This window comes from Clostridium sartagoforme (genome assembly GCF_004794105.1).
In the GTDB taxonomy this organism is placed as follows: Bacteria; Bacillota; Clostridia; order Clostridiales; family Clostridiaceae; genus Clostridium; species Clostridium sartagoforme_B.
The window spans coordinates 205450-227839 of the sequence record NZ_SRYR01000002.1; the positions used below are offsets into that span (position 1 = coordinate 205450).

Consider the following 22390-nt stretch of genomic DNA (forward strand, 5'->3'; position numbering starts at 1 on the left):
GGTTAGTACGTTGAAGACCGGAAAGATAATTAAAGTTGCAGGTCCCTTAGTAGTTGCTGAGGGAATGGAAAATGCAAATATATTCGACATGGTTAAGGTTGGAGAAAAAGGTCTTATCGGAGAAATCATTGAAATGAGAGGCGATAAGGCATCTATCCAAGTTTATGAGGAAACTACAGGAATTGGACCTGGAGACCCAGTAGTTACTACTGGTGAACCATTAAGTATAGAATTAGGACCAGGACTTATTGAGTCTATGTTCGATGGTATCCAAAGACCTCTAGATGCTTTTGCAAAGGCTGCAAACTCACAATTTTTAACTAAGGGTGTAGCTGTAAAGTCATTAGATAGAGAAAGAGTTTGGAACTTTGTTCCTACTGCTAAAGTAGGAGATGTAGTTGAGGCTGGAGATGTAATTGGAACAGTACAAGAAACTACAGTTGTTCTTCATAAGATAATGGTACCTTATGGAGTTAAAGGAACAATAAAAGAAATTAAAGCAGGAGATTTCACTATAGTTGATACTGTATGTATAGTAGAAACTGAAAAAGGTGATAAGGAATTAACATTAATGCAAAAATGGCCAGCAAGAAAAGGTAGACCATATGCAAGAAAGTTAAAACCAGATGCTCCAATGACTACAGGTCAAAGAGTTGTAGATACATTCTTCCCAGTTGCTAAAGGTGGAGCAGCTGCAGTACCAGGACCATTCGGAGCTGGTAAAACAGTAGTTCAACACCAAATTGCTAAGTGGGGAGACACTGAAATAGTTGTTTATGTTGGTTGTGGAGAACGTGGTAACGAAATGACAGACGTTCTAAATGAGTTCCCAGAACTAAAAGACCCTAAGACTGGCCAAAGCTTAATGAAGAGAACAGTACTTATTGCTAATACTTCAAACATGCCAGTTGCAGCTAGAGAAGCTTGTATATATACAGGTATAACTATAGCTGAATACTTTAGAGATATGGGATATTCAGTTTCAATAATGGCTGACTCAACTTCAAGATGGGCAGAAGCTTTAAGAGAAATGTCTGGTAGACTTGAAGAAATGCCAGGGGATGAAGGATATCCAGCTTACCTTGGATCAAGACTTGCTGACTACTATGAAAGAGCTGGTAAAGTTGTTTGTCTAGGTAAAGATGGTAGAGAAGGAGCTGTTACAGCTATAGGAGCAGTTTCACCTCCAGGAGGAGACCTTTCTGAGCCAGTTACTCAAGCAACACTTAGAATAGTTAAGGTATTCTGGGGACTTGATGCTCAACTTGCTTATAAGAGACACTTCCCATCAATTAACTGGTTAAATTCATATTCATTATATGCGGATACAATTGATGAGTGGATGAATAATGAAGTATCTTCTGATTGGTCTTCATTAAGACAAGAAGCTATGACTTTACTTCAAGAAGAATCAGGATTACAAGAAATAGTGAGTCTTGTTGGTATCGATGCTTTATCAGAAAATGATAGATTAAAGTTAGAAGTATCTAAGTCAATTAGAGAAGATTATCTTCAACAAAATGCTTTCCATGAAGTTGATACATATGCATCATTAGATAAACAATATAAGATGTTAAAGTTAATACTTCTATTTAAGAAGGAAGCAGAAAGAGCATTAAAGGCTGGAGTATATTTAAATGAAATTTTAGCTTTAAGTGAAATTAGAGATAAGATTGCTAGAAGTAAGTATATTCCTGAAGAAAATCTAAGCAGAATGAATGAAATTGAAGCAGAATTAAAATCAGCTATTGATACATTAATCAACGAAAAAGGAGGGGTTCTAAATGCTTAAAGAATATAAGACAGTTACAGAAGTTGTAGGGCCTTTAATGGTAGTTGAAGGTGTAGAAGGTGTTAAATATGATGAGTTAGTTGAAGTTGAACTTCAAACTGGTGAAATCAGAAGAGGTCAAGTTCTTGAAATAAACGGAACTAGAGCTATGGTTCAACTTTTTGAAGGATCATCAGGAATTAACTTAAAAGAAACTAAGGCAAGATTCTTAGGAAGACCTCTTGAACTAGGGGTTTCTGAAGATATGCTAGGTAGAATCTTTGATGGTATGGGACACCCAATAGATAATGGTCCAAATATTATACCTGAAAAGAGATTAGATATAAATGGAGAAGCTATAAATCCAGTATCTAGAGATTATCCATCAGAATTTATTCAAACAGGAATATCTGCAATAGATGGACTTAATACTTTAGTTAGAGGACAAAAGCTACCTGTTTTCTCAGCATCAGGACTTCCTCATGCACAATTAGCAGCACAAATTGCAAGACAAGCGAAAGTTTTAAATTCAGATTCTAACTTCGCAGTTGTATTTGCTGCTATAGGTATTACATTTGAAGAATCTCAATTCTTCGTAGATGAATTTAATAAGACTGGTGCTATAGATAATTCAGTATTATTTATGAACCTTGCATCAGACCCAGCTATCGAAAGAATAGCTACACCTAGAATGGCTCTTACTACAGCTGAATTCTTAGCTTATGAAAAGGGAATGCACGTACTAGTTATTATGACTGATATAACTAACTATGCAGAAGCCTTAAGAGAAGTTTCAGCAGCTAGAAAAGAAGTTCCAGGTAGAAGAGGATATCCAGGTTACCTATATACTAACCTTTCAACTCTATATGAAAGAGCAGGAAGACTTAGAGGTAAAGAAGGATCAATTACTCAAATTCCTATATTAACTATGCCTGAAGAAGATAAGACACATCCAATTCCAGACTTAACTGGATATATTACAGAAGGTCAAATTATCCTTTCAAGAGAGTTATATAAGAAAGGTATTATGCCTCCAATAGATGTTCTTCCTTCATTATCAAGACTTAAAGATAAGGGTATAGGAAAGAATAAGACTAGAGAAGACCATGCTGATACTATGAACCAATTATTCTCAGCATATGCACAAGGAAAGCAAGCTAAAGAATTATCTGCTATATTAGGAGAATCAGCATTATCAGATATAGATAAGCAATATGCTAAATTTGCTGAAGCCTTTGAAGAACAATATGTTTCTCAAGGATTTACAGCAAATAGAAGTATAGAAGAAACATTAGAATTAGGATGGAAACTTTTAAAGATACTTCCAAAGACTGAGCTTAAGAGAATCAGAGACGAATATCTTGAAAAGTATATGCCAAAGGGAGATGAAGAATAGCCATGGCAAGATTAAATGTCAATCCTACTAGAATGGAGATGTCTAAGCTAAAAAAGAGATTAGCTACAGCTACAAGGGGACATAAACTTTTAAAGGATAAGCAAGATGAGCTTATGAGGCAATTCGTTAATCTTGTCAAATATAATAATGAATTAAGAAAATCTGTAGAAGCAGAGCTTCAAGGAGCACTTAAGGACTTTGTTATGGCTAGAGCTGTTATGAGCTCAGAATTTCTAGAAGAGGCAGTAGCTTATCCGAAAGAAAGTATTTCTGTTGAAGTAGGAACTAAGAATATAATGAGTGTTAATGTTCCGAAAATGGACTTTCATAGACAGCTAGAAGGTGATGAAGGGAGCATATTCCCATATGGATTTGCAAGCACATCATCAGAACTAGATGATTCTATTTCTAAGCTATATACAATACTGCCAAAGTTATTAGAACTTGCAGAGGTTGAAAAGTCAACTCAGCTTATGGCAGATGAAATAGAAAAGACTAGAAGAAGAGTTAATGCTCTTGAATATATGACTATTCCTTCTCTTCAAGAAACTATCAAGTATATTAGAATGAAGCTTGATGAAAATGAAAGAGGAGCTTTAACTAGACTTATGAAGGTTAAAGATATGATACAAGCAAAGAATTAATTTTAAGGGGCTGTTTAAACAGCCTCTTTTTAATTGCTCATTAACAAATAACAGTTAATAATTTAGGGGGTGACTTATTCTAAATCAGCTAAATTAAATATGGTTAATACAGATAATAGAGTGAAGTGATAAAAATCGTAATTGTTTTGTCATTGATAATAAGGGCCTTTAATAGTATAATAAGATAATAATTAATTAACATAATATAATATAAAATAGCATTTATAATTAAGGAGACATTATGAGATATATATTATCTTTTATATTGGCATTTTCAATTGTATATTTTTCAGTGCCTATATTAGTGAAATTATCACATAAATATAGTTTTACAGATAAGCCAACTAAAAGAAAACAACATAGAGGCGAAATTCCACTTTGTGGTGGGATAGCTATGTTTATAGGATTTTTTGTTGTTTATTTCTTTGTAAATACATATAGTTTAGATATAGAAAAAGTATGGATATTTTTTGGATCCCTTTTAATATTATTAATTGGACTAGTTGATGACTTTTATAAAACTAGAGGAAAAGAATTTCCTATTTATCCAAGGTTAATTATTCAATTACTAGCTGCAATTCTTGTATTTAATTCAGGAGTTGCCTTTAGAGGATTTAGCAATCCTTTTTCAGGGGAATATATTCAATTAAGTTATGTAGTACAATTTATTTTAACTGTAACATGGATATTTGGAGTTACTACTGTTATAAACTGGTCAGATGGTATGGATGGATTAGCTGGTGGATTAACTTTAATTTCATCTATTACTTTTGCTGGAGCAGCTATAATACTTAATCAAAGTGAATCTATAATTATGTCCTTAGGGGTTTCTGGTGTGACTTTAGGATTCCTTATGTATAATAAATATCCTGCAAAAATATTTATGGGTGATTCAGGTGCTAACTTCTTAGGATTTATACTTAGTATAATAGCTCTAGATGGAGCTTTTAAACAAGCTACATTAATGAGTTTATTTATTCCTATACTAGCCTTAGCTATACCTATATTTGATAATATCTTTGTAATTATAAAAAGATTTTTAGATGGAAAACCTGTTTATCAAGCAGATAGAAGCCAAATTCATTATAGGTTAGAAGCTAAAGGATTTACACCTAAGCAAGTAGTAACATATATAAATATGGTAAGCTTAGCCTTTAGTATAGTTTCAATAGTATTACTATTAATAAAACATTAATTAGATTTTTACTATAACTAAGTTTTAAAAATGAGATTGGATAAATAATAAAAAACAGATTAAGATTTATAAATAAGAATTAAACTTAATTTCCTTGTTTACAAAAAAGAGGAAATAACTTATAATAATAAAAAAACAATATTTAAAGAACTTATCGAGAGTGGTGGAGGGACTGGCCCTATGATACCCGGCAACCTACAAGGTTAAATGTATATTTAGCTTATTTGTGTGGTGCTAATTCCTGTTAGATAAGGGTAATTTATAGGCTTATACTATACCTAAAGGTTATCCTTTAGGTATTTTTTTTATTCTTTAAATTATTTTTACCTTAAAAGACTTATGGATAGCTTAAGGAGCCTATAAAAGGTAAGAGTTAATTAATTTAAAGATCAAAATAGTAATAAGGTATTTCAGCTATTTTTCCTGGGGAATATTGGAAAAGGTAGATGGGCTAAGAATAAAAAATTAGGGGGCTATTATGAATATTAATAATTTATTTAATGAAAAAAAGGTAGTATTTTCTTTTGAAATATTTCCGCCAAAACAAGAATCCAATATAGAAACTATCTATAATACTTTAGAGGAGTTAAAGGATCTTAAGCCAGATTTTATAAGCGTTACCTATGGGGCAGGTGGAAGCTTAACTAAGAATATGACTTGTGAGATTTCTTCAATAGTAAAAAATAAGTATGGTATAGAGCCACTAGCTCATTTAACATGCATTAATTCAACTAAAGATAATGTTGATAAGATACTTGATGATTTAAAAAATCAAGGTATAGAAAATGTCTTAGCATTAAGAGGAGATATTCCAGCAGATTATAAAGGAGAAGGTAGTTTTAGGTATGCAACTGATTTAATAACTCACATTAAAGGAAGAGATGATTTCAACATAGTTGCAGCCTGTTATCCCGAAATTCATCCAGATAGTAAATCTATTGAAGATGATTTATTAAATTTAAAAAGAAAGCAAGAAGCAGGAGCTACTCACTTAGTTTCTCAATTATTCTTCGATAACAATTATTTTTATAATTTCTTAGATAAGAAAGAGAAGTATAATATAAATATACCTGTTGAAGCTGGTATTATGCCTGTTATAAATGCAAGGCAAATAAAGAGAATAGTATCACTTTGTGGTGCAAAAGTACCACAAAAGTTTTTAAAGATAATGAATAAATATGAATTTAACCCAGAAGCTTTAAGAGATGCAGGGATAGCTTACGCAAATGAGCAAATAATAGACTTAATATCAAGTGGAGTAGATGGAATTCATCTATACACTATGAATAATCCTTATGTAGCAAGAAGGATTAGTGAAGGGGTATCATCTATAATAAATACAATAAACACTTGTGAAAATGTAGCAAATAAATAGTGCTGTTGTACAATTGAAAATTAAGAATGAATAATGAAAATTTATGAAAAACTCCTAAGGGAGTTTTGAAAAACAATTAATTTTAGTAATTATGTAGGAATTACATCAATAATTATTCATTTTTAATTTGAGCTGATAATGCAGCAGCTCCATTTATAATTATTTGCTTCTAGTAAGGCTATTGGTGAATAGATATGATAATTTAGAACATCATTGAAATCATGTAAACTGTTAATTAAAATATAATAGTAAATATAGGGAGGTAGTATTATGGAAAAAGTAGAAAGTTTTGAATTAGATCATAGAATAGTTAAGGCACCATATATAAGAAAGTGTTGTCTTTTAGAAGGTGAAAAAGGAGATAAGGTAACTAAATTTGATATTAGATTTTTACAGCCTAATGTGGAAGCATTTGAAACAGCTGCAATCCATGGTTTAGAACATTTACTAGCTCACGAGTTAAGAGGCAAGGTAGATGGTATTATAGACTTATCACCTATGGGATGTAGAACAGGATTCTACTTAAGTATATGGGGGGATAGAGAGCCTAAAGAAATTAAAGAAGCATTGGAATCAGCTTTAGAAGCAGTACTTAAAGCAAAAGAAATACCAGCTGCTAATGAAGTTCAATGTGGAAATTATAAAGATTTATCTTTAGATGGTGCAAAAAGATATGCTGAAAAGACATTAAAAACAGGATTCTCATTAAACATCTATGGAGAAGTATAGGAATTACTTAGTTAATTTCTAATTAGCAAATATAAACCATTAATTTTTATGTATAATTATTTGTTTTTTTCTTAGTTAACAAAAGAGAGTGATAATCTATTTTATCACTCTCTCATTTTCTTTTACACCTTGTTTTTAGTTGAGCTATGACCTGTTCCTTTTCCTCTGTACTTGTGAAGATATTAGTAGGTATTATCGCTGTAACATCACGTATGATATTTATAATATATATACAATTATCTTCTTCATGGATTCTAGAAATTATTTTAAAACTAAACTTTTTTACTCATTTAACACTTTTAATAGTAATGTTATCTTCATTTATTGTTAAAGTTTTTTCACTCAATAAGGAAGAATCCATTTTTGCCCTTATCTTTATTACTCCTTGTGCTATAGCTTTTTTATTTACTTTTTTGCAAAAAACACGATATATAATCCATAAGATTATAATTATAGCTACTGCAATTATCCTTGCACTAAGAGAATAATCATAATCTGTAAGTGCATAGACTATTCCAAATAAAAATAATGATTGAAACCCATAAAATATAATGAGAATTAATGGTTTTTGTGAAAACCAATAAAAATTTACATAATCATCTAATGTGTTCTTATATTTAATTTCTAATACTGTAACCACCTTTTCTTTAGCTATGCTGTAATTTTTAGTTAATATAGATTATTATACAATATTAAAATTATTTCTTAAATTGAGTTTATGTTAAATCAGTGTGGATGTTTTATTCAGAATAATAATTTTTAAATATTAATCTATTCTTTTTCATTTTCTCTAAGTTAAAATCATATTATATATATCGGGTTTTTTATTCGAATTTTTGTAATTTAGTACAAATTACTTCATTAATTGTTAATTATTAAATGTTAATTGTTAATTGAAATACATTGTGCTAACATATAATTATGAGAATATTCAGAAAATTATTAAAACTAATATAATACAGGGGGAGATAAAATTGGAGGATAAGTGTGGAAAGTTCAAGGAATTAGAATTATTTATCCAAGATGGGAATGATGAAGAAAGTTCCTTAATAGCAGTTTTACATCATGCACAAGGTTTATATGGATATTTAGGAAGGGAGGTACAAGAATATATTGCAGATAAGCTAAATATACCTCCTTCGAAAGTGTATGGAGTAATAACTTTTTACTCCTATTTCTCAACGGAGCCTAAAGGAAAGTATGTAATTAGCATTTGTACTGGGACAGCCTGTTTTGTAAGAGGAGCTAATGATATTTTAGAGGATTTTAGAAAGGTATTAGGTATTAAAGAAGGTGAAACTACCTCTGATGGATTATTTACCTTAGATACTTTAAGATGTGTTGGTTCCTGTGCAATAGCACCTGTAGTTCTAATTAATGATAAGGTTTACGGATATTTTACTAAGCCTCAAGTTAATGAATTAATTAATAATTTAAGGGAGCAAGGTTAGTATGGAGAAGATAAGAAATTATAATGAATTATTAGAAAAGGTAGATTTTTATAAAAAACAAATAGAGGTTAGAGAGAATCCGGAAAAGTTTAATAAAGGGGAAATAAAAGAAAGACATATTCTTATTTGTGGAGGACCTGGATGTAAGGCTTCTAGGGCAGATAGTATTAATAAAGCATTTAAGAATGAATTAGAAAGACTAGATTTAGGATATGAAGTAAAGGTTATAATGACTGGATGTTTCGGGTTTTGTGCAAAGGGACCAGTAATAGAAATAATGCCAGATAAAGTCTTTTATACTCAAGTAAAAGAAGAAGATGTAAGAGAAATTATAGAAAGCCATATTGTTAGAGGGGAAATAGTAGAGAGGCTTTTATATGAAGATGAAGAAACTAAGAAAAGAATAAAAGTAAAAGAAGAAATTCCTTTTTATAAGAAACAAGTAAAGATAGCTTTAAAGAATTGTGGAGTAATAGATCCAGAGAGTATAGAAGAAGCATTAGCTGTAGGAGCATATACTGCCCTTGCTAAAGTGATAACTTCCATGAGTAAGGAGGAAGTTATAAAGGAGATATCTGATTCTGGATTAAGAGGAAGAGGTGGTGGAGGCTTCCCAGCAGGTAGAAAGTGGGAAACTGCAAGAAGGGCTGAAGGTGAAATAAAGTATGTAATATGTAATGCAGATGAGGGTGATCCAGGGGCTTTTATGGATAGGGCTATATTAGAGGGGGATCCTAATTTAGTGTTAGAAGCTATGGCTATTTGTGGATATGCTATTGGATCTAATAAGGGTTATATATATATTAGAGCTGAATATCCATTAGCTGTTCATAGATTAAAGATTGCTATTAAGCAGGCTAGAGAGATAGGATTACTTGGTGAAAATATATTAAATACTGGTTTTGATTTTGATATAGAAATAAAATATGGGGCTGGTGCTTTTGTTTGTGGAGAAGCAACAGCATTAATTCATTCCATAGAAGGCTTAAGGGGAGAACCAACAATGAAGCCACCAAGGACATCAGAAAAAGGGTTATGGCAAAAGCCAACCTGTGTTAATAATGTAGAGACTTTTGCGAATATTAGTCAAATTATTAACAATGGTGCAAGCTGGTATAGTAATATTGGTTCTGAAAAGTCAAAAGGAACAAAGGTTTTTGCTTTAGCTGGAAATATAAATAATGTGGGGTTAGTAGAAATACCTATGGGAATGCCACTTAAAGATATAGTATATGAAATTGGGGGTGGGATTGTTAAAAATAAATCATTAAAGGCTGTACAAACGGGAGGTCCTTCCGGAGGATGTATTCCAAGAGATTATTTGGAATTACCAATAGAATATGACACATTAACAGCTATTGGTTCAATGATGGGATCTGGTGGGATGATAGTTATGGATGAAGATAATTGTATGGTAGATATAGCTAAGTTTTATTTAGAGTTTAGTGTTGATGAGTCTTGTGGTAAGTGTACACCATGCAGAATTGGAAATAAAAGAATTTTAGAGATGATTAAAGATATTACTAATGGAAAAGCAACTATAGAAGATTTAAAGAAACTTGAAGAACTTTGTGAAGTAGTTCAAGATACTTCTCTTTGTGGATTAGGTGAAGCAGCACCAAACCCAGTTTTAAGCACTATTAAATTCTTTAGAAAAGAATATGAAGAGCATGTTATTAATAAGAAGTGTAGTGCAGGAGTATGTAAGGGATTAGTAAAGTATGAAGTAACAGATGATTGTATAGGGTGTACTAAGTGCTTAAGAGCTTGCCCTGTTTTAGCTATTAAAGGAAAGCTCAGAGAAAAGCATACTATTATTATAGAAAAATGCATTAAATGTGGTTTATGTTTTGAAGCCTGTCCAACAAAAGCAATTATTAAAACTAGCTTAGGAGGTGAAATATAATGATAAAGGCAGAAATAAATGGAGTCTCAGTAGAAGTTGAAAAAGGTACAAGTATCTTAGATGCTGCTAGAAGTATTAATATTAATCTACCTACCTTATGCCATATGAATATGGTTGATGGTAAAACTAGAAATTGTAAGGGGACATGCAGGGTTTGTGTAGTAGAAATAGAAGGTAAGTCTGGTTTATTACCAGCCTGTGCTACAGAGCTTAGGGAAGGAATGTCAGTTAGAACTAATTCATCAAAGGCTGTAAAGGCTAGAAGAACTATTACAGAATTACTTTTATCAAATCACCCTAAGGATTGTTTAAATTGTGAGAAAAATACTAATTGTGAGTTGCAAAGTTTAGCTTCAGAGCTTGGTATAGATGAAAAAAACTTTCAAGGGGAGAGAACATCTTTTGAAATTGATATTTCTGATGGATTTATTAGAGACAGGGAAAAATGTATTTTATGCAGAAGATGTGTAACAGCCTGTAATGATATACAAAAGGTACATGCAATAACTTTAGCTAATAGAGGATTTAATACTAATATATCTACTTTCTGTAATGAGGCTATAGAGCTAACTAATTGTACTTACTGTGGACAATGTGTTGCAGTATGTCCAACTGGGGCTTTAAAGGAAAAATCAAACTATAGAAAGATATGGGACATTTTAGATGATGAAGATAAATTTACAGTTGTTCAGATTGCTCCAGCTGTAAGATATGCACTAGCAGAGGAGTTTGGATTAGAATCTGGGGATTTACCTACTGGTAAGATTGTAAAAGCTTTAAAATTATTAGGATTTAAGTTAGTATGTGATACTAATTTTGCAGCAGACTTAACTATTATGGAAGAGGCAAATGAGTTTATCGAAAGATTTACCTTAGGAGAAAACCTACCATTAATAACTAGTTGCTGTCCAGCATGGGTAAAATATGCTGAAAATAATTATCAGGATAAAATAGAACTAGTATCTACCTGTAAATCACCTCAACAAATGTTTGGAGCAGTAGCAAAGAATTACTTACCTAAGAAATTAGGTGTAAAGAAAGAAGATATATCAGTTATTTCAATAATGCCATGTATTGCTAAAAAACATGAGTGTAATAGGGAAGAAATGAAAGATAATTCAGGAATTAAAGATGTGGACTTAGTCATTACCACAAGGGAGTTTGCTAAATTTATAAGAGAAGCTGGAATTGATATTTTAAGACTTACTGAATCTGAGTTTGATAATCCTTTAGGTATATCAAGTGGAGCTGGAACTATATTTGGAACAAGTGGAGGAGTTATGGAAGCTGCCCTTAGAACAGCTTATGAGTGGATAACAGGAGAGAAATTAGAAGTTGTTGAATTTGAGGTTGTAAGAGGATTAGAAGGTGTAAAAGAAGCTTCTATAGAGATAAATGGGAAATCTGTGAATATTGCAGTGGTAAATTCTTTAGGAAATGCTAAGAATGCTATGGAGGAAATTGAAAGAGGAGAATCAAAATATGATTTTGTAGAAGTTATGGCTTGTCCAGGAGGTTGTATAGATGGTGGAGGACAGCCTTATATAAGATCTAATAGGGATATATTAAGAAAGAGAATGGATTCCATGTATGAGGAGGATTTTAATAAGGAAATAAGAAAATCTCATGAAAATCCTATGATAATAAAACTGTATGAAGATTATCTTATGAAACCTAATAGTTATATTGCTCACAAAATTCTACATGTAAGTCGCAAAAAATAGAAAAAAATTCAAATATAATGCTAAAAGTGGAAAAATGATAATTTTTCCATTTTTTTAGTGAATAAATTTAACTGTTTATACAAAAATATGACTTTTTAAAAGATAATTGTAAAAAAATGAAAATAATATGGATAAAGTATGGAAATTTATTTTAACAGATGATATAATAAATTTATAAATTAAATTATTAACAAGAAAGGTAATTTAAAAAAATATAAAATTATGATAGAAACTGTATTAATATCATTAATAATATGTAAGATAAAGAAATATGACATTAAAGGGTTATTTAAAAATTGGACAATTTACCCAGTTATTTTTATGGAGTTAGTGTATTTATTTATACAAATAAATATTTTTATGGAGAATTATAGTTATATAGATATTGTGGCACCGTTGAAGACTGTCTATTTATGTTCTTATCTGCCTTTAATATTTAAATATAGGAAATATACGGAGGCTATTATTGGATCTGTTTTTGTGATAATAGGTGGAATATTAAACGATATAGCAATAGCAGCTAATAATGGATTTATGCCAGTTTTCCCTAGTCTTTCATATTTAACAGGATATGCAAAAACTGATGCATTTAATAAAGTTAATGATATTCATATACTTGGTGATGCAAGTACTAAGCTAAAACCACTAACTGATATTTTTGATATTGGATATAGCGTTTTAAGTTTAGGAGATATTTTTATTAGATTTTACATTTTTATCATTATTTATAGTATTATAAAAAGTTTGAATACAAGTACTGAAGAAGAATTAGCAATTAACTACAGATAAGGAGAAAATCATGTTAAAACTTGAACCAATAGAATTTTTTCTAAGAGCAATACCAGAGGGATTATTAATAATATTAGGAATCTATGTTTTATCCAAGACTAACATAGATAAGAAAAAATATTTAGTATCAAGTATTGTTTATGCAATTACAATTTTTTGTATAAGATTATTACCAATTAACTATGGTGTACATACTATCTTAATATTATTATTTTTAGTTTTACTAACTATTAGCTATATAAAGATAGATGTAATACTAACTATGAGAAGTGCTCTTATAGTATTTTTACTACAATTTGTTTCAGAAGGAATTAATGTATTTGTATTAAGGCTAATACCTAATATTGATTTAGATAAGTTATTTCTAAACCCTGTATTAAAAACACTTTTAGGAATACCTTCATTAATAATATTAGCTGCAATAATATATATTTTCTATATTTTAGATAAAAGGAAAGATGTGTTAAAGGATGTATAGTGTAGAAGCTTTATCAAAAAAAATAGCTAATAACTTAAGAAAAGAATTAAATTATGATGATGATAAAACTAGTGTTATAGAGTATGGACTCTATGCCTTCTTTCAAATAGGACTATCAATACTTTTAGTAGCTATTGTTGGTGGAATACTTAATGTTATGTTAGAAGCGTTAATCATTTCTTTTGTAATTAGTATTTTTAGAAAATACTCAGGGGGAGCCCATGCAAGTAAAGCTTTTAACTGTGCAATTATTGGTGCTTTAGTATCAGTAATACCAGCAATTATATTCACAAAAATAAATATTAATACCAATTATTTAATAATAGTCGGAGGATTAGTTTACTTAATTTCTATTATAGTAACTTATAAGCTTGCGCCTGTAGATACTCCTAACAAGCCTATAAAAAGTCTGGCTAAAATTAGAAGATTAAAAAAGGGATCTATTATTTTATTGACTATATATATGTTCTTAGCTCTAGCAATGATATTTATTTATCGAGAAAGCTCAAATATAGATTACTTAGTATATTCTATATGTATTTATTTTGGGGTTTCTTGGCAAGTACTAACACTTACCAAAATAGGACATTCATTAGTGAATGGAATGGATTCTTTATTAATAAAAATTTTAAGTATTAAGGGGAGGAATTAGAAATGAAAAAATTAAACAGTAAGGTAATGATGGCAGTAGCAGCATTTGCTACAGTTATAGCTTCAACAGTTGCTACTTCAGCATGTTTCTGGTGTTCATACCAACCAGAAGAACCAAAATGCTTAAGAGATGAGTAATTGAAAAATAAAGATCGGGTAACCGGTCTTTATTTATCATATAGAAATGGTGATAAATATGAAAGAAATTAAGAAAAGTAGAATTAAGCAAATTGATGATATGGCATCTATAGTAAAGTTGGCATCTTTGATGTTTACAGCAATAATTTTCTTTCAATATTTTTTTAATGAAGAAGGCATGCTGTTAGATTCTTTTAATAGTATATCTATATTTATGCCAATAGTTGTAGGTTGTCTTGTATTAACAATAATTTATATGCTATGGTCATTTCAAGTACATGAAAATACAAATAAGCCTGTATTAAAATACAAGATATTAATTGAAAATATACTGTTTATGGTGATATTATTTTTTGCGATAGTTATTTCTGGCGCAAATAAGAGTAATTATAAATTTATATTTTTATTTATAATTACTAGTACAACTATACAATCTGGAATGAAAAGTGGAATTGTAACTTCTATAATTGCATCACTAGCTATTTTAGTAATGGATATTTTATGTATGCCAGGAGCTTCGGTAAATAAATACTTTCAAGATGACTTATTATTAGCTGGAGTATTTATATTAACTGCATGGCCACTAGGATTTTATGTAAAAATAGAAGGTGAACATATAGAAAAGTTAGAGAACTTAGTTAATATGGATGGACTAACTGGAGTATATAATCATAGATATTTTCAAGATTCCTTAAAGGAATTAATTATTAGCGCAAAGAAGAAAAAAGCTAAATTAGCTATGATTTTGATCGATATAGACTACTTTAAGCACTATAATGATTTATACGGTCATCAAAAGGGTGATGAAATTTTAAGATGTATTGGTAAAATATTAAGAGATAATTCTGGAGATAAAAGCATAACAGCAAGATATGGTGGAGAAGAGTTCGCTATAATTTTACCAGATACTAATGAAGAAGAAGCTTTGAAAATTGCTGATAAAATTAGAGTGATTATTGAAAAAACAAAATTTTATGGTGAAGAAAATCAGCCAAGTGGTGTATTAACAGTATCAATGGGTATATCTACTTTCCCAGATAAAGCTAGGAATGAAGTGGAGTTAATTAAAAGTGCTGATGATGCTTTATATAGAGCAAAGTTTTTTAATAAAAATAGAGTTGAAACATATAGTTCTATATTAGATGATTTGAAAAATGATATAGAAGAAAAAGATGTTGAATTAGTTACATCTATTAAGACGTTAATAAGTGTGATTAATGCTAAGGATAGATATACATATGGTCATTCAGAAAGAGTAGTTTTATATAGTAAATTATTATCAGAAAAATTAGGTTTATCAAAGGAAGAGAAATCCAATCTCATTCAAGGTTCTTATATGCATGATATTGGGAAAATAAATATTTCCAAGGAAATACTTTTAAAGAAAATGCCTTTAACTAAAGAAGAATGGGAGATTTTAAAAAGTCATCCGGAAGAGGGAATAGAGATAATAAAGCCAGTTAAATCATTAGAAAAAATTATACCTATTATAAAACACCATCATGAAAGATTTGATGGTACCGGATATCCAAGTAATTTAAAAGGAGAAGAAATTCCTTATTTATCTAGGGTATTAAGTGTTGTAGATAGTTTTGATGCAATGACATCTAATAGGCCTTATAATAAAAGAAAGACTTATGAAGAGGCTATAGTCGAACTTAGAAAGTTTTCAGGTACTCAATTTGATCCGAGTATTGCAGAAAAATTTATAGAAGTTATTGAAGAAAACAAAGAAAAGTTTGATAATCTTAGATAAGGAAAATTATAAGGAGAGGGTTAAATGAGAATAGGAATAATAGGTTTAGGTAATATTTGTGAAAAGGCATATTTACCTGTAATTACAGCTATGGAAGGTTTAGAATTAGTTTTTTGTACTAGAAATAATGATAAGTTGAAGTCTTTATCTAATAAATATAGAATAAGTGAAGCTGTTAATAACGTTGATGACTTAATAAATAAAAAAATAGATGCAGCATTTATTCATACAGCTACAGAAAGTCATATAGAAATAATAGAAAAGTTATTGAATAATGATATTCATGTTTATGTGGATAAGCCTATTAGTTATGATTATGATGAAAGTAAAAGAATGAGTGACCTTGCTAAAAAGCAAAATAAAATATTTATGGTAGGCTTTAATAGGAGATTTGCTCCTATGTATTCAAGACTTAGAGATAGTAGTCCAAGCATAATAAAACTTCAAAAGAACAGGGTATTAAAGCCTAAGGATACTACTGTTTTTATATTAGATGATTTTATTCATGTTATAGATACTATAAGATTTTTAGCTAAGGATAAACTTGAATTATTAAATGTTAGTGCTTTAAAAAAAGATAATATTTTATATAATGTAGTAGTTACATTAGGAAATAAAAACACAACATGTATAGCTATAATGAACAAGGATAATGGATTAAATGAAGAAATATTAGAATATTCATTTAGTGGGGAAAAAACTATTGTAAAGAATTTAAATAATTCTAAGATTGCTTCACAAAATATAGAGAAAAGTCTAGAATTTAATGATTGGGATACTATTTTATATAGAAGAGGATTTGATTCAATAATTAATGAATTTATAAGTGCTGTTAAGAATGGAAAACAACCAAACCCTTCTATAGATGACGCATTAGAGAGTCATAGATTATGTGATGAAATAATTAAAAAGATAATAGAACTATAGAAATAATGAAAAATTAATGAAAAAACTCATAAATGAGTTTAGAAAATAAATCTTTTTAGTAATTTTGGAAGAATTACATTGATAATTAGATTTTTTTAATTATAAAAGGGCTGTTTTTGAGACAGCCCTTTTATAATTTTACTTTCTTTTCATTTAGTTTTTTATATGTTACTTCCTTTAGTAATTGATATATAACGCTGAAAGTTGGTATTCCAATTAGCATTCCTACAAGTCCTAAAGTACTTCCACCAACAATCATTGCAAGCATAACCCATATTGCAGAAAGTCCAACAGAATTTCCAACAACTTTAGGATATATTATATTACCTTCAAATTGTTGAAGACATAGTAAAAATACTATAAACCATATTGCTTTAATAGGATCTATTATAAGTATTAAGAACACTGCAGGAATTGCGCCAATAAAAGCTCCAAAAATAGGTATCAAGGCTGTAACACCTATAAGCACACTAATTAGTAATGCGTAAGGCATTGATAGTATAGTCATTCCTATAAAACATAAAACTCCTAGAATAACTGCTTCAATACATTGTCCTGTAATAAACTTAGAAAATGTATAATTTGATATCTTAGATATATCAATGATTTTATTAGCAATCTCTTTTTTAGAAAAAGCAAAGAGTAATTTCTTAAAGTTTAATACTAATTTTTCTTTACTAGATAACATGTAAATTGTTAGTATAACAGAAAGTATAAAGTTAATAACACCACTTGTAATAGTAACTGTAGTACTTAAAATTCCTGTTAATGAAGTAGTTAAGAATGTAGTAACTATACGTAATAAGTCTTGCCATGTAGTCATTAATGCATTATAAATATTTTGAAGTAATTCTGTGGATGATACATATTGATTAATTAATGTTTCAAAAGACTTTATATAGCCTGGAACTGCATCCATAAGTGTAGCAAGGCTATTAATAAGTTCTGGAATTACAAATAGTCCTAAAGCAACTATTAGACCTATAACAGTTATAAAAGTAGATAAAATTGATAAAGGTCTTTTTAGATTTTTTACAAAATCTGATTTGTTTTTATCTAAGAAATTGAAAATCTTATTTTCAAAGAATTTCATTGGCAGATTTAAAACGAAAGCCATACAAAAGGCTAGTAAAAATGGGTTTAATATACTTAGAACACCATCGAACATGGCAAATATATTCTTTATATTTAATAAAATAAAATAAAGTAACATTAAATAAGTTCCAAGTAATAGGTTTTCTTTAAATTTATTATTCAGCTCTTTCAAATTGAAATATCCTCCATAAATTAAAATTATAGTATATAAGTTGTAATAAATATTCTACTTTCTATTAAGCTATATTTGGTGGTAAAAATATTTAATATATGTAATTATCACAACAGCTTATATAAGAATTAAAAGATCAATGATTTCAATTGATGTAGTTTACTTTAAAAGTATTTTTACTTAAAATAACATAAGTACTAAAAATGTAGATTACTTATTGAAACATATATATAATTGTAAAGCATGTCTATAATTTATTCTAGTACTAATGTTGAATGAATTGTAAAATAAAAGTAAAATAAGAATGAAGTATAATATAGAGAGTTGGAGATGAAAAAATGAGTAAGGTAAAGGTTAAAAATATAGAAAAATTAGCAGATACTAAATACTTAAAGTTATATAGTGCTGATTACATAAATAAAAAGGGAACCCTTAGAAATTGGACTATTGCTTCCCGTAAGAGTATAGAAGACTTAAATAATAAATTTTTTGATAATGGAGAAGATCAGCCAGATGCTGTAGTTATAATAGCTAAGCATATAGAGGAAGATAAACTAGTTTTAATAAGACAATTTAGAGTTCCAATAAATGATTATGTTATAGAATTACCTGCAGGTCTTGTTGATGAAGGGGAAAATTTTATTGAAACAGTAAAAAGAGAATTAAAAGAAGAAACTGGTTTAGATTTAGTTAAAATAGATGAGGAAAGAACTAATAAGAAGGTGTATGTATCTGTTGGAATGACGGATGAATCAATATCTTTGGTTTATTGCACTTGTAGTGGAAATCCTTCTAATGAGAACTTAGAGGACGATGAAGATATAGAAGTTATATTAGTTTCTAAAGAAAAAGCAAAGGAGATACTTAAGACTGAAAAAAATATTGATGTAAAGGCTTTATTAGCAATAGAAAATTATATTAAATAGAAGTATAAAAGTAAATACAAAATTTGATTATTAAAGGAGTTATCTTATAAGATGGCTCCTTTAATAATTAATTTATTAAACTTCATCTTAGGCTTATAAATATTCTAATTAGAGATAAAATACTAAAAAAGACTTAAGAGGTATGACTATGGAGAAAAGAGAGTATTTTATAAATTTTGGTATGGATGAAGATGTTGTTGAAATGGTTAAAGATAAGCTGGATGCTATAAAGGTTACTGGGAACATAAAGGGAGAATTAGATAATAAAATGTATTACGAGATTTATAAAATTAATGATGATAGAGGAGGAATAGTAATTTCTCATGGATTTACTGAATGTATAGAAAAATATAAGGAGTTTATTTATTATTTAACTAGGGAAGGATATTCAGTTTATATAATGGAGCACAGAGGACACGGAAGGTCTGGGGAACTTGGAAAACTTCATAAAAGCCAGGTTAATGTTGAAAATTTTAATTATTATGTTAATGATTTAAAAATATTTATAGATGAAGTAGTAGTAAAAAGAAATGAAGATAAAGATTTATTTCTTTTTGGACATTCAATGGGTGGAGCTATAAGTGCGATGTTTATAGAAAAGTATAATAATTATTTTAAAAAGGCTATATTATCTTCACCAATGTTAAAGATAGCTGTAGGAAACGTTCCTAGTTTTTTAGCTATAATTTTATGTAAGATCCTAATTATATTTGGAAAAGGTGATAAATTTATATTTGGAAATATGCCTTATGAAAGTACTTATGACTTTATCTTAGCTTCAACTTCTAATGAAAGTAGGTACAATCTTTACTATAGAGAGGTATTATCAAATGAAAACCTGCAAAGAGGAGGAGGTTCCTTTAAGTGGCTTTACGAATCTTTAATTGGAATCAAATATATATTGAAAAAGGAAAATATAAGGAAGATAAAAACACCTATATTATTATTTCAAGCTGGAAAAGATGAACTTGTAGGTGAACGAGGGATTAAGAAGTTTATAAAATTATGTAAAAGTGCTAACCTCATATACTATAAAAATGCTAAACATGACTTATATTTAGAAAACAATGATATTCTTGAAGATTATTTAGACAAAATATTTGATTTTATGCAGGAGATATAATGAAATCTAAAAAATATTAACAATATAAAGTTTTAATAAATATGATATATAAGTTGTAATAAAGTTTTTGCATTTTATTCAGCTATATTTTATACTCAAAATATTTTAGTTAGGCAATTACACAAACAACTTATATAGAAATTAAAAACTATATGATTTCAATTGATGTAATTTGCTTCTAATACTATTTCTTACTTTAAATATCATAAGCCCTCAAAATGTAGATTATTTATTGAAACATATATATAATAAATTGGAAAGGGAGGGAGCAATATTGAAAGAAGTATTGAAGCTTAAAAATAAGTCAGGTAATTTAGTTGATGCCAAATTAAGAGTTCTAGATATAAAGGATTTAGATCATATAATGGAACTTCAAGATATAATTTTAGAGGGATTAGAAAATAAAGAGTTATATGCACCTACAGAAAGAGATGAATTTATAAATTACTTAAATAAAGGTGCAAAAATAATAGGCTATACTGACGAAAATGAAGAGCTAATAGCTATGGCTGTATATATAAAAAAAGGATATGAAGAAGGTAACTATGGCTACGATTTAGGAATATCAGGAGAAAATTTACTTAAGATAGGGCAGGTTGAATCTACAGTAGTTAGAAGTGACTATAGAGGAAATGGTCTACAAAAAATATTATGTGAAAAGATAGAAGAAATTGCAAAAGATGATGAAGTTAAGATACTTACGTCAACAGCATCACCATATAATAAATATAGTGTAAATACATTTACTAGTTTAGGCTATGAAATAAAGAAAGAGAAATTAAAATATGGTGGACTTAGAAGATATGTAATGGCGAAGACAATTGACAATTAACAATTAGCAATTAAGAATTAACAGTTTAGGTGAAAACTCAGCGGAAGCTGAGTTTTTTTAATGAAAAAATGAAAAAATGAAGGAATTAAAGAATTAAAGAATTAGGGAATGAAAATATGATTTGTGGAGAAAGTAAGGAAGGGTGGCGATGATAATTAACAGTTAGCAATTAGCAATTGACAATTTAGGTGAAAACTCAGTAGAAGCTGAGTTTTTTATAATGAAAGAATTAAAGAATGAAAGAGTGAAGAATTTAAAAGGAAGACTCCAGTAGGAGTTAAAAAAATATTTTAGTAATTTGGAACAAATTATATCATTAATTATGCATTAACTATTATTAATTACAAATGTTAGCTTTTTTGTATAAATGTAAATAATATTTAGAATAAAAAAGCTAATAATAGTTATTAATGAATAATTAACTGTTATAAGCTTACAAATAGCAAAAAAACAGTTGATTAATTCTTAGTAATTTAGTATGATATAATCAATTCAGAGTGAAATGATATGATTTAATTTAAATATATAATTAAACACAAATAAGGAGATGTAAAAATGAGCGAAGTTTTATTAAATATAAATGGGTTAAAAACTGCTGTAGAAGGCAAGGAGATATTAAAGGGATTAGATTTAAAAATCAATAAAGGTGAAGTTCATATTATCATGGGACCTAATGGTGCTGGTAAGTCAACTTTAGCAAATACTTTAATGGCGCATCCTAAATACGAAAGAGTTGAAGGAGATATTACTTTTGAAGATGAAGATATAACAGAACTTAAAACTGATGAAAGAGCTAAGAAAGGATTATTCTTATCCTTCCAACATCCAGAAGAAGTTCCAGGTATAACTGTTGAAAACTTTATTAGAAGTGCAAAGATAGCAAAAGATGGTCAATTAATTAAATTTTTAAAGTTCGATAAGGACTTAAAAAATAATATGAAAGAATTAAAAATAGATCCAGAATATGCTAAGAGATATTTAAATGTAGGATTCTCAGGCGGAGAAAAGAAAAAGAATGAAATCTTACAAATGCTTATGCTTAATCCAAAGCTTGCTATATTAGATGAAACAGATTCAGGTCTAGATATAGATGCTATAAGAGTAGTTTCAGAAGGTATTAAAATGTATGCTAATGAAGATAACGGAGTTTTAATAATAACTCATAATACTAAGATTTTAGAAAATTTAAAGGCTGACTATGTTCATGTTTTAGTTAACGGAAAAATAGTTAAAACAGGAGATGCAAGTTTAGCAGATGAAATAGAAAAGAATGGTTATGAAGCTTTTAAAGCAGAAGCTATGTAAAACGGAG

The 22390-nt window shown here is 29.0% G+C and carries 20 protein-coding genes and 1 riboswitch; of the genes, 19 read left to right on the plus strand and 1 reads right to left on the minus strand.

Annotated elements, in window-relative coordinates:
* Window positions 1-10: 10 nt before the first annotated feature.
* The 15 genes from E5347_RS07950 (at window position 11) to E5347_RS08025 (ending at window position 16930) form a co-directional block, all read left to right on the plus strand.
* Entirely contained in the window at window positions 11-1792 is a 1782-nt protein-coding gene (locus tag E5347_RS07950) for a V-type ATP synthase subunit A (RefSeq protein ID WP_136006195.1), read from the plus strand.
* Entirely contained in the window at window positions 1785-3167 is a 1383-nt protein-coding gene (locus E5347_RS07955) for a V-type ATP synthase subunit B (RefSeq protein ID WP_136006197.1), read from the plus strand. The genes E5347_RS07950 and E5347_RS07955 overlap by 8 nt, the downstream gene beginning before the upstream one ends.
* A gap of 2 nt (window positions 3168-3169) precedes the next feature.
* On the plus strand, window positions 3170-3811 hold the full coding sequence (locus E5347_RS07960) for a V-type ATP synthase subunit D (protein ID WP_136006199.1): 642 nt from the start codon (window positions 3170-3172) through the stop codon (window positions 3809-3811).
* A gap of 241 nt (window positions 3812-4052) precedes the next feature.
* Entirely contained in the window at window positions 4053-5006 is a 954-nt protein-coding gene (locus E5347_RS07965; RefSeq protein ID WP_136006201.1) for an MraY family glycosyltransferase, read from the plus strand.
* A gap of 148 nt (window positions 5007-5154) precedes the next feature.
* A riboswitch (SAM riboswitch) is annotated at window positions 5155-5261 on the plus strand.
* Window positions 5262-5484: 223 nt separating this feature from the next.
* Window positions 5485-6381 (plus strand): methylenetetrahydrofolate reductase [NAD(P)H], encoded by an 897-nt coding sequence (metF, locus tag E5347_RS07970; RefSeq protein WP_136006203.1) that lies wholly within the window; start codon window positions 5485-5487, stop codon window positions 6379-6381.
* 270 nt (window positions 6382-6651) lie between these two features.
* Window positions 6652-7110, plus strand: coding sequence for an S-ribosylhomocysteine lyase (locus E5347_RS07975; protein WP_136006206.1), 459 nt, complete (start codon window positions 6652-6654; stop codon window positions 7108-7110).
* Window positions 7111-8084: 974 nt separating this feature from the next.
* Window positions 8085-8561 (plus strand): complex I 24 kDa subunit family protein, encoded by a 477-nt coding sequence (locus E5347_RS07985; RefSeq protein WP_136006209.1) that lies wholly within the window; start codon window positions 8085-8087, stop codon window positions 8559-8561.
* A gap of 1 nt (window position 8562) precedes the next feature.
* Entirely contained in the window at window positions 8563-10467 is a 1905-nt protein-coding gene (locus E5347_RS07990; RefSeq protein ID WP_136006210.1) for an NADH-ubiquinone oxidoreductase-F iron-sulfur binding region domain-containing protein, read from the plus strand.
* Entirely contained in the window at window positions 10467-12191 is a 1725-nt protein-coding gene (locus E5347_RS07995; RefSeq protein WP_136006212.1) for an NADH-dependent [FeFe] hydrogenase, group A6, read from the plus strand. The genes E5347_RS07990 and E5347_RS07995 overlap by 1 nt, the downstream gene beginning before the upstream one ends.
* 222 nt (window positions 12192-12413) lie before the next feature.
* The gene (locus E5347_RS08000) at window positions 12414-12980 is read left to right on the plus strand and encodes a DUF5317 family protein (RefSeq protein WP_136006213.1); all 567 of its coding nucleotides are present in this window, start codon (window positions 12414-12416) and stop codon (window positions 12978-12980) included.
* 10 nt (window positions 12981-12990) lie between these two features.
* Window positions 12991-13458 carry a hypothetical protein gene (locus E5347_RS08005; RefSeq protein ID WP_136006215.1) on the plus strand — a complete coding sequence of 156 codons (468 nt, stop codon included), beginning with the start codon at window positions 12991-12993 and terminating at the stop codon, window positions 13456-13458.
* Window positions 13451-14110 carry an accessory gene regulator ArgB-like protein gene (locus E5347_RS08010; RefSeq protein ID WP_136006216.1) on the plus strand — a complete coding sequence of 220 codons (660 nt, stop codon included), beginning with the start codon at window positions 13451-13453 and terminating at the stop codon, window positions 14108-14110. Before E5347_RS08005 ends, E5347_RS08010 begins: the two co-directional genes overlap by 8 nt.
* Before the next feature lie 2 nt (window positions 14111-14112).
* Window positions 14113-14247 (plus strand): cyclic lactone autoinducer peptide, encoded by a 135-nt coding sequence (locus tag E5347_RS08015; RefSeq protein ID WP_136006217.1) that lies wholly within the window; start codon window positions 14113-14115, stop codon window positions 14245-14247.
* 58 nt (window positions 14248-14305) lie between these two features.
* A complete protein-coding gene (locus E5347_RS08020; protein ID WP_136006218.1) occupies window positions 14306-16003 on the plus strand; it encodes a bifunctional diguanylate cyclase/phosphohydrolase in 1698 nt (565 codons plus the stop codon).
* Between the two features lie 24 nt (window positions 16004-16027).
* Window positions 16028-16930, plus strand: a complete 903-nt coding sequence (locus E5347_RS08025) for a Gfo/Idh/MocA family protein (protein WP_136006220.1) — start codon at window positions 16028-16030, stop codon at window positions 16928-16930.
* Window positions 16931-17060: 130 nt separating this feature from the next.
* Here the strand turns inward: E5347_RS08025 and E5347_RS08030 are convergent, their stop codons facing one another.
* Window positions 17061-18197 carry an AI-2E family transporter gene (locus E5347_RS08030; protein ID WP_136006221.1) on the minus strand — a complete coding sequence of 379 codons (1137 nt, stop codon included), beginning with the start codon at window positions 18195-18197 and terminating at the stop codon, window positions 17061-17063.
* A 338-nt stretch (window positions 18198-18535) separates the two neighbouring features.
* On the opposite strand from E5347_RS08030, the gene E5347_RS08035 reads away from it, so the two are divergent.
* The 4 genes from E5347_RS08035 (at window position 18536) to sufC (ending at window position 22383) form a co-directional block, all read left to right on the plus strand.
* The gene (locus E5347_RS08035) at window positions 18536-19123 is read left to right on the plus strand and encodes an NUDIX hydrolase (protein WP_136006223.1); all 588 of its coding nucleotides are present in this window, start codon (window positions 18536-18538) and stop codon (window positions 19121-19123) included.
* A gap of 148 nt (window positions 19124-19271) precedes the next feature.
* Window positions 19272-20246, plus strand: coding sequence for an alpha/beta fold hydrolase (locus E5347_RS08040; protein WP_243109757.1), 975 nt, complete (start codon window positions 19272-19274; stop codon window positions 20244-20246).
* Window positions 20247-20520: 274 nt separating this feature from the next.
* Complete coding sequence (locus E5347_RS08045; protein WP_136006226.1) at window positions 20521-21078, plus strand: GNAT family N-acetyltransferase; 558 nt, start codon at window positions 20521-20523, stop codon at window positions 21076-21078.
* A 555-nt stretch (window positions 21079-21633) separates the two neighbouring features.
* Window positions 21634-22383, plus strand: a complete 750-nt coding sequence (sufC, locus tag E5347_RS08050) for a Fe-S cluster assembly ATPase SufC (protein WP_136006227.1) — start codon at window positions 21634-21636, stop codon at window positions 22381-22383.
* Window positions 22384-22390 lie beyond the last annotated feature (7 nt).

Bases quoted from the DNA above. Each gene is read 5' to 3' on its own strand.
- E5347_RS07955 (WP_136006197.1), top strand. From the start codon at position 1,785: ATGCTTAAAGAATATAAGACAGTTACAGAAGTTGTAGGGCCTTTAATG.
- E5347_RS07960 (WP_136006199.1), top strand. From the start codon at position 3,170: ATGGCAAGATTAAATGTCAATCCTACTAGAATGGAGATGTCTAAGCTA.
- E5347_RS07965 (WP_136006201.1), top strand. From the start codon at position 4,053: ATGAGATATATATTATCTTTTATATTGGCATTTTCAATTGTATATTTT.
- metF (WP_136006203.1), top strand. From the start codon at position 5,485: ATGAATATTAATAATTTATTTAATGAAAAAAAGGTAGTATTTTCTTTT.
- E5347_RS07975 (WP_136006206.1), top strand. From the start codon at position 6,652: ATGGAAAAAGTAGAAAGTTTTGAATTAGATCATAGAATAGTTAAGGCA.
- E5347_RS07990 (WP_136006210.1), top strand. From the start codon at position 8,563: ATGGAGAAGATAAGAAATTATAATGAATTATTAGAAAAGGTAGATTTT.
- E5347_RS07995 (WP_136006212.1), top strand. From the start codon at position 10,467: ATGATAAAGGCAGAAATAAATGGAGTCTCAGTAGAAGTTGAAAAAGGT.
- E5347_RS08000 (WP_136006213.1), top strand. From the start codon at position 12,414: ATGATAGAAACTGTATTAATATCATTAATAATATGTAAGATAAAGAAA.
- E5347_RS08005 (WP_136006215.1), top strand. From the start codon at position 12,991: ATGTTAAAACTTGAACCAATAGAATTTTTTCTAAGAGCAATACCAGAG.
- E5347_RS08010 (WP_136006216.1), top strand. From the start codon at position 13,451: ATGTATAGTGTAGAAGCTTTATCAAAAAAAATAGCTAATAACTTAAGA.
- E5347_RS08015 (WP_136006217.1), top strand. From the start codon at position 14,113: ATGAAAAAATTAAACAGTAAGGTAATGATGGCAGTAGCAGCATTTGCT.
- E5347_RS08020 (WP_136006218.1), top strand. From the start codon at position 14,306: ATGAAAGAAATTAAGAAAAGTAGAATTAAGCAAATTGATGATATGGCA.
- E5347_RS08025 (WP_136006220.1), top strand. From the start codon at position 16,028: ATGAGAATAGGAATAATAGGTTTAGGTAATATTTGTGAAAAGGCATAT.
- E5347_RS08035 (WP_136006223.1), top strand. From the start codon at position 18,536: ATGAGTAAGGTAAAGGTTAAAAATATAGAAAAATTAGCAGATACTAAA.
- E5347_RS08040 (WP_243109757.1), top strand. From the start codon at position 19,272: ATGGAGAAAAGAGAGTATTTTATAAATTTTGGTATGGATGAAGATGTT.
- sufC (WP_136006227.1), top strand. From the start codon at position 21,634: ATGAGCGAAGTTTTATTAAATATAAATGGGTTAAAAACTGCTGTAGAA.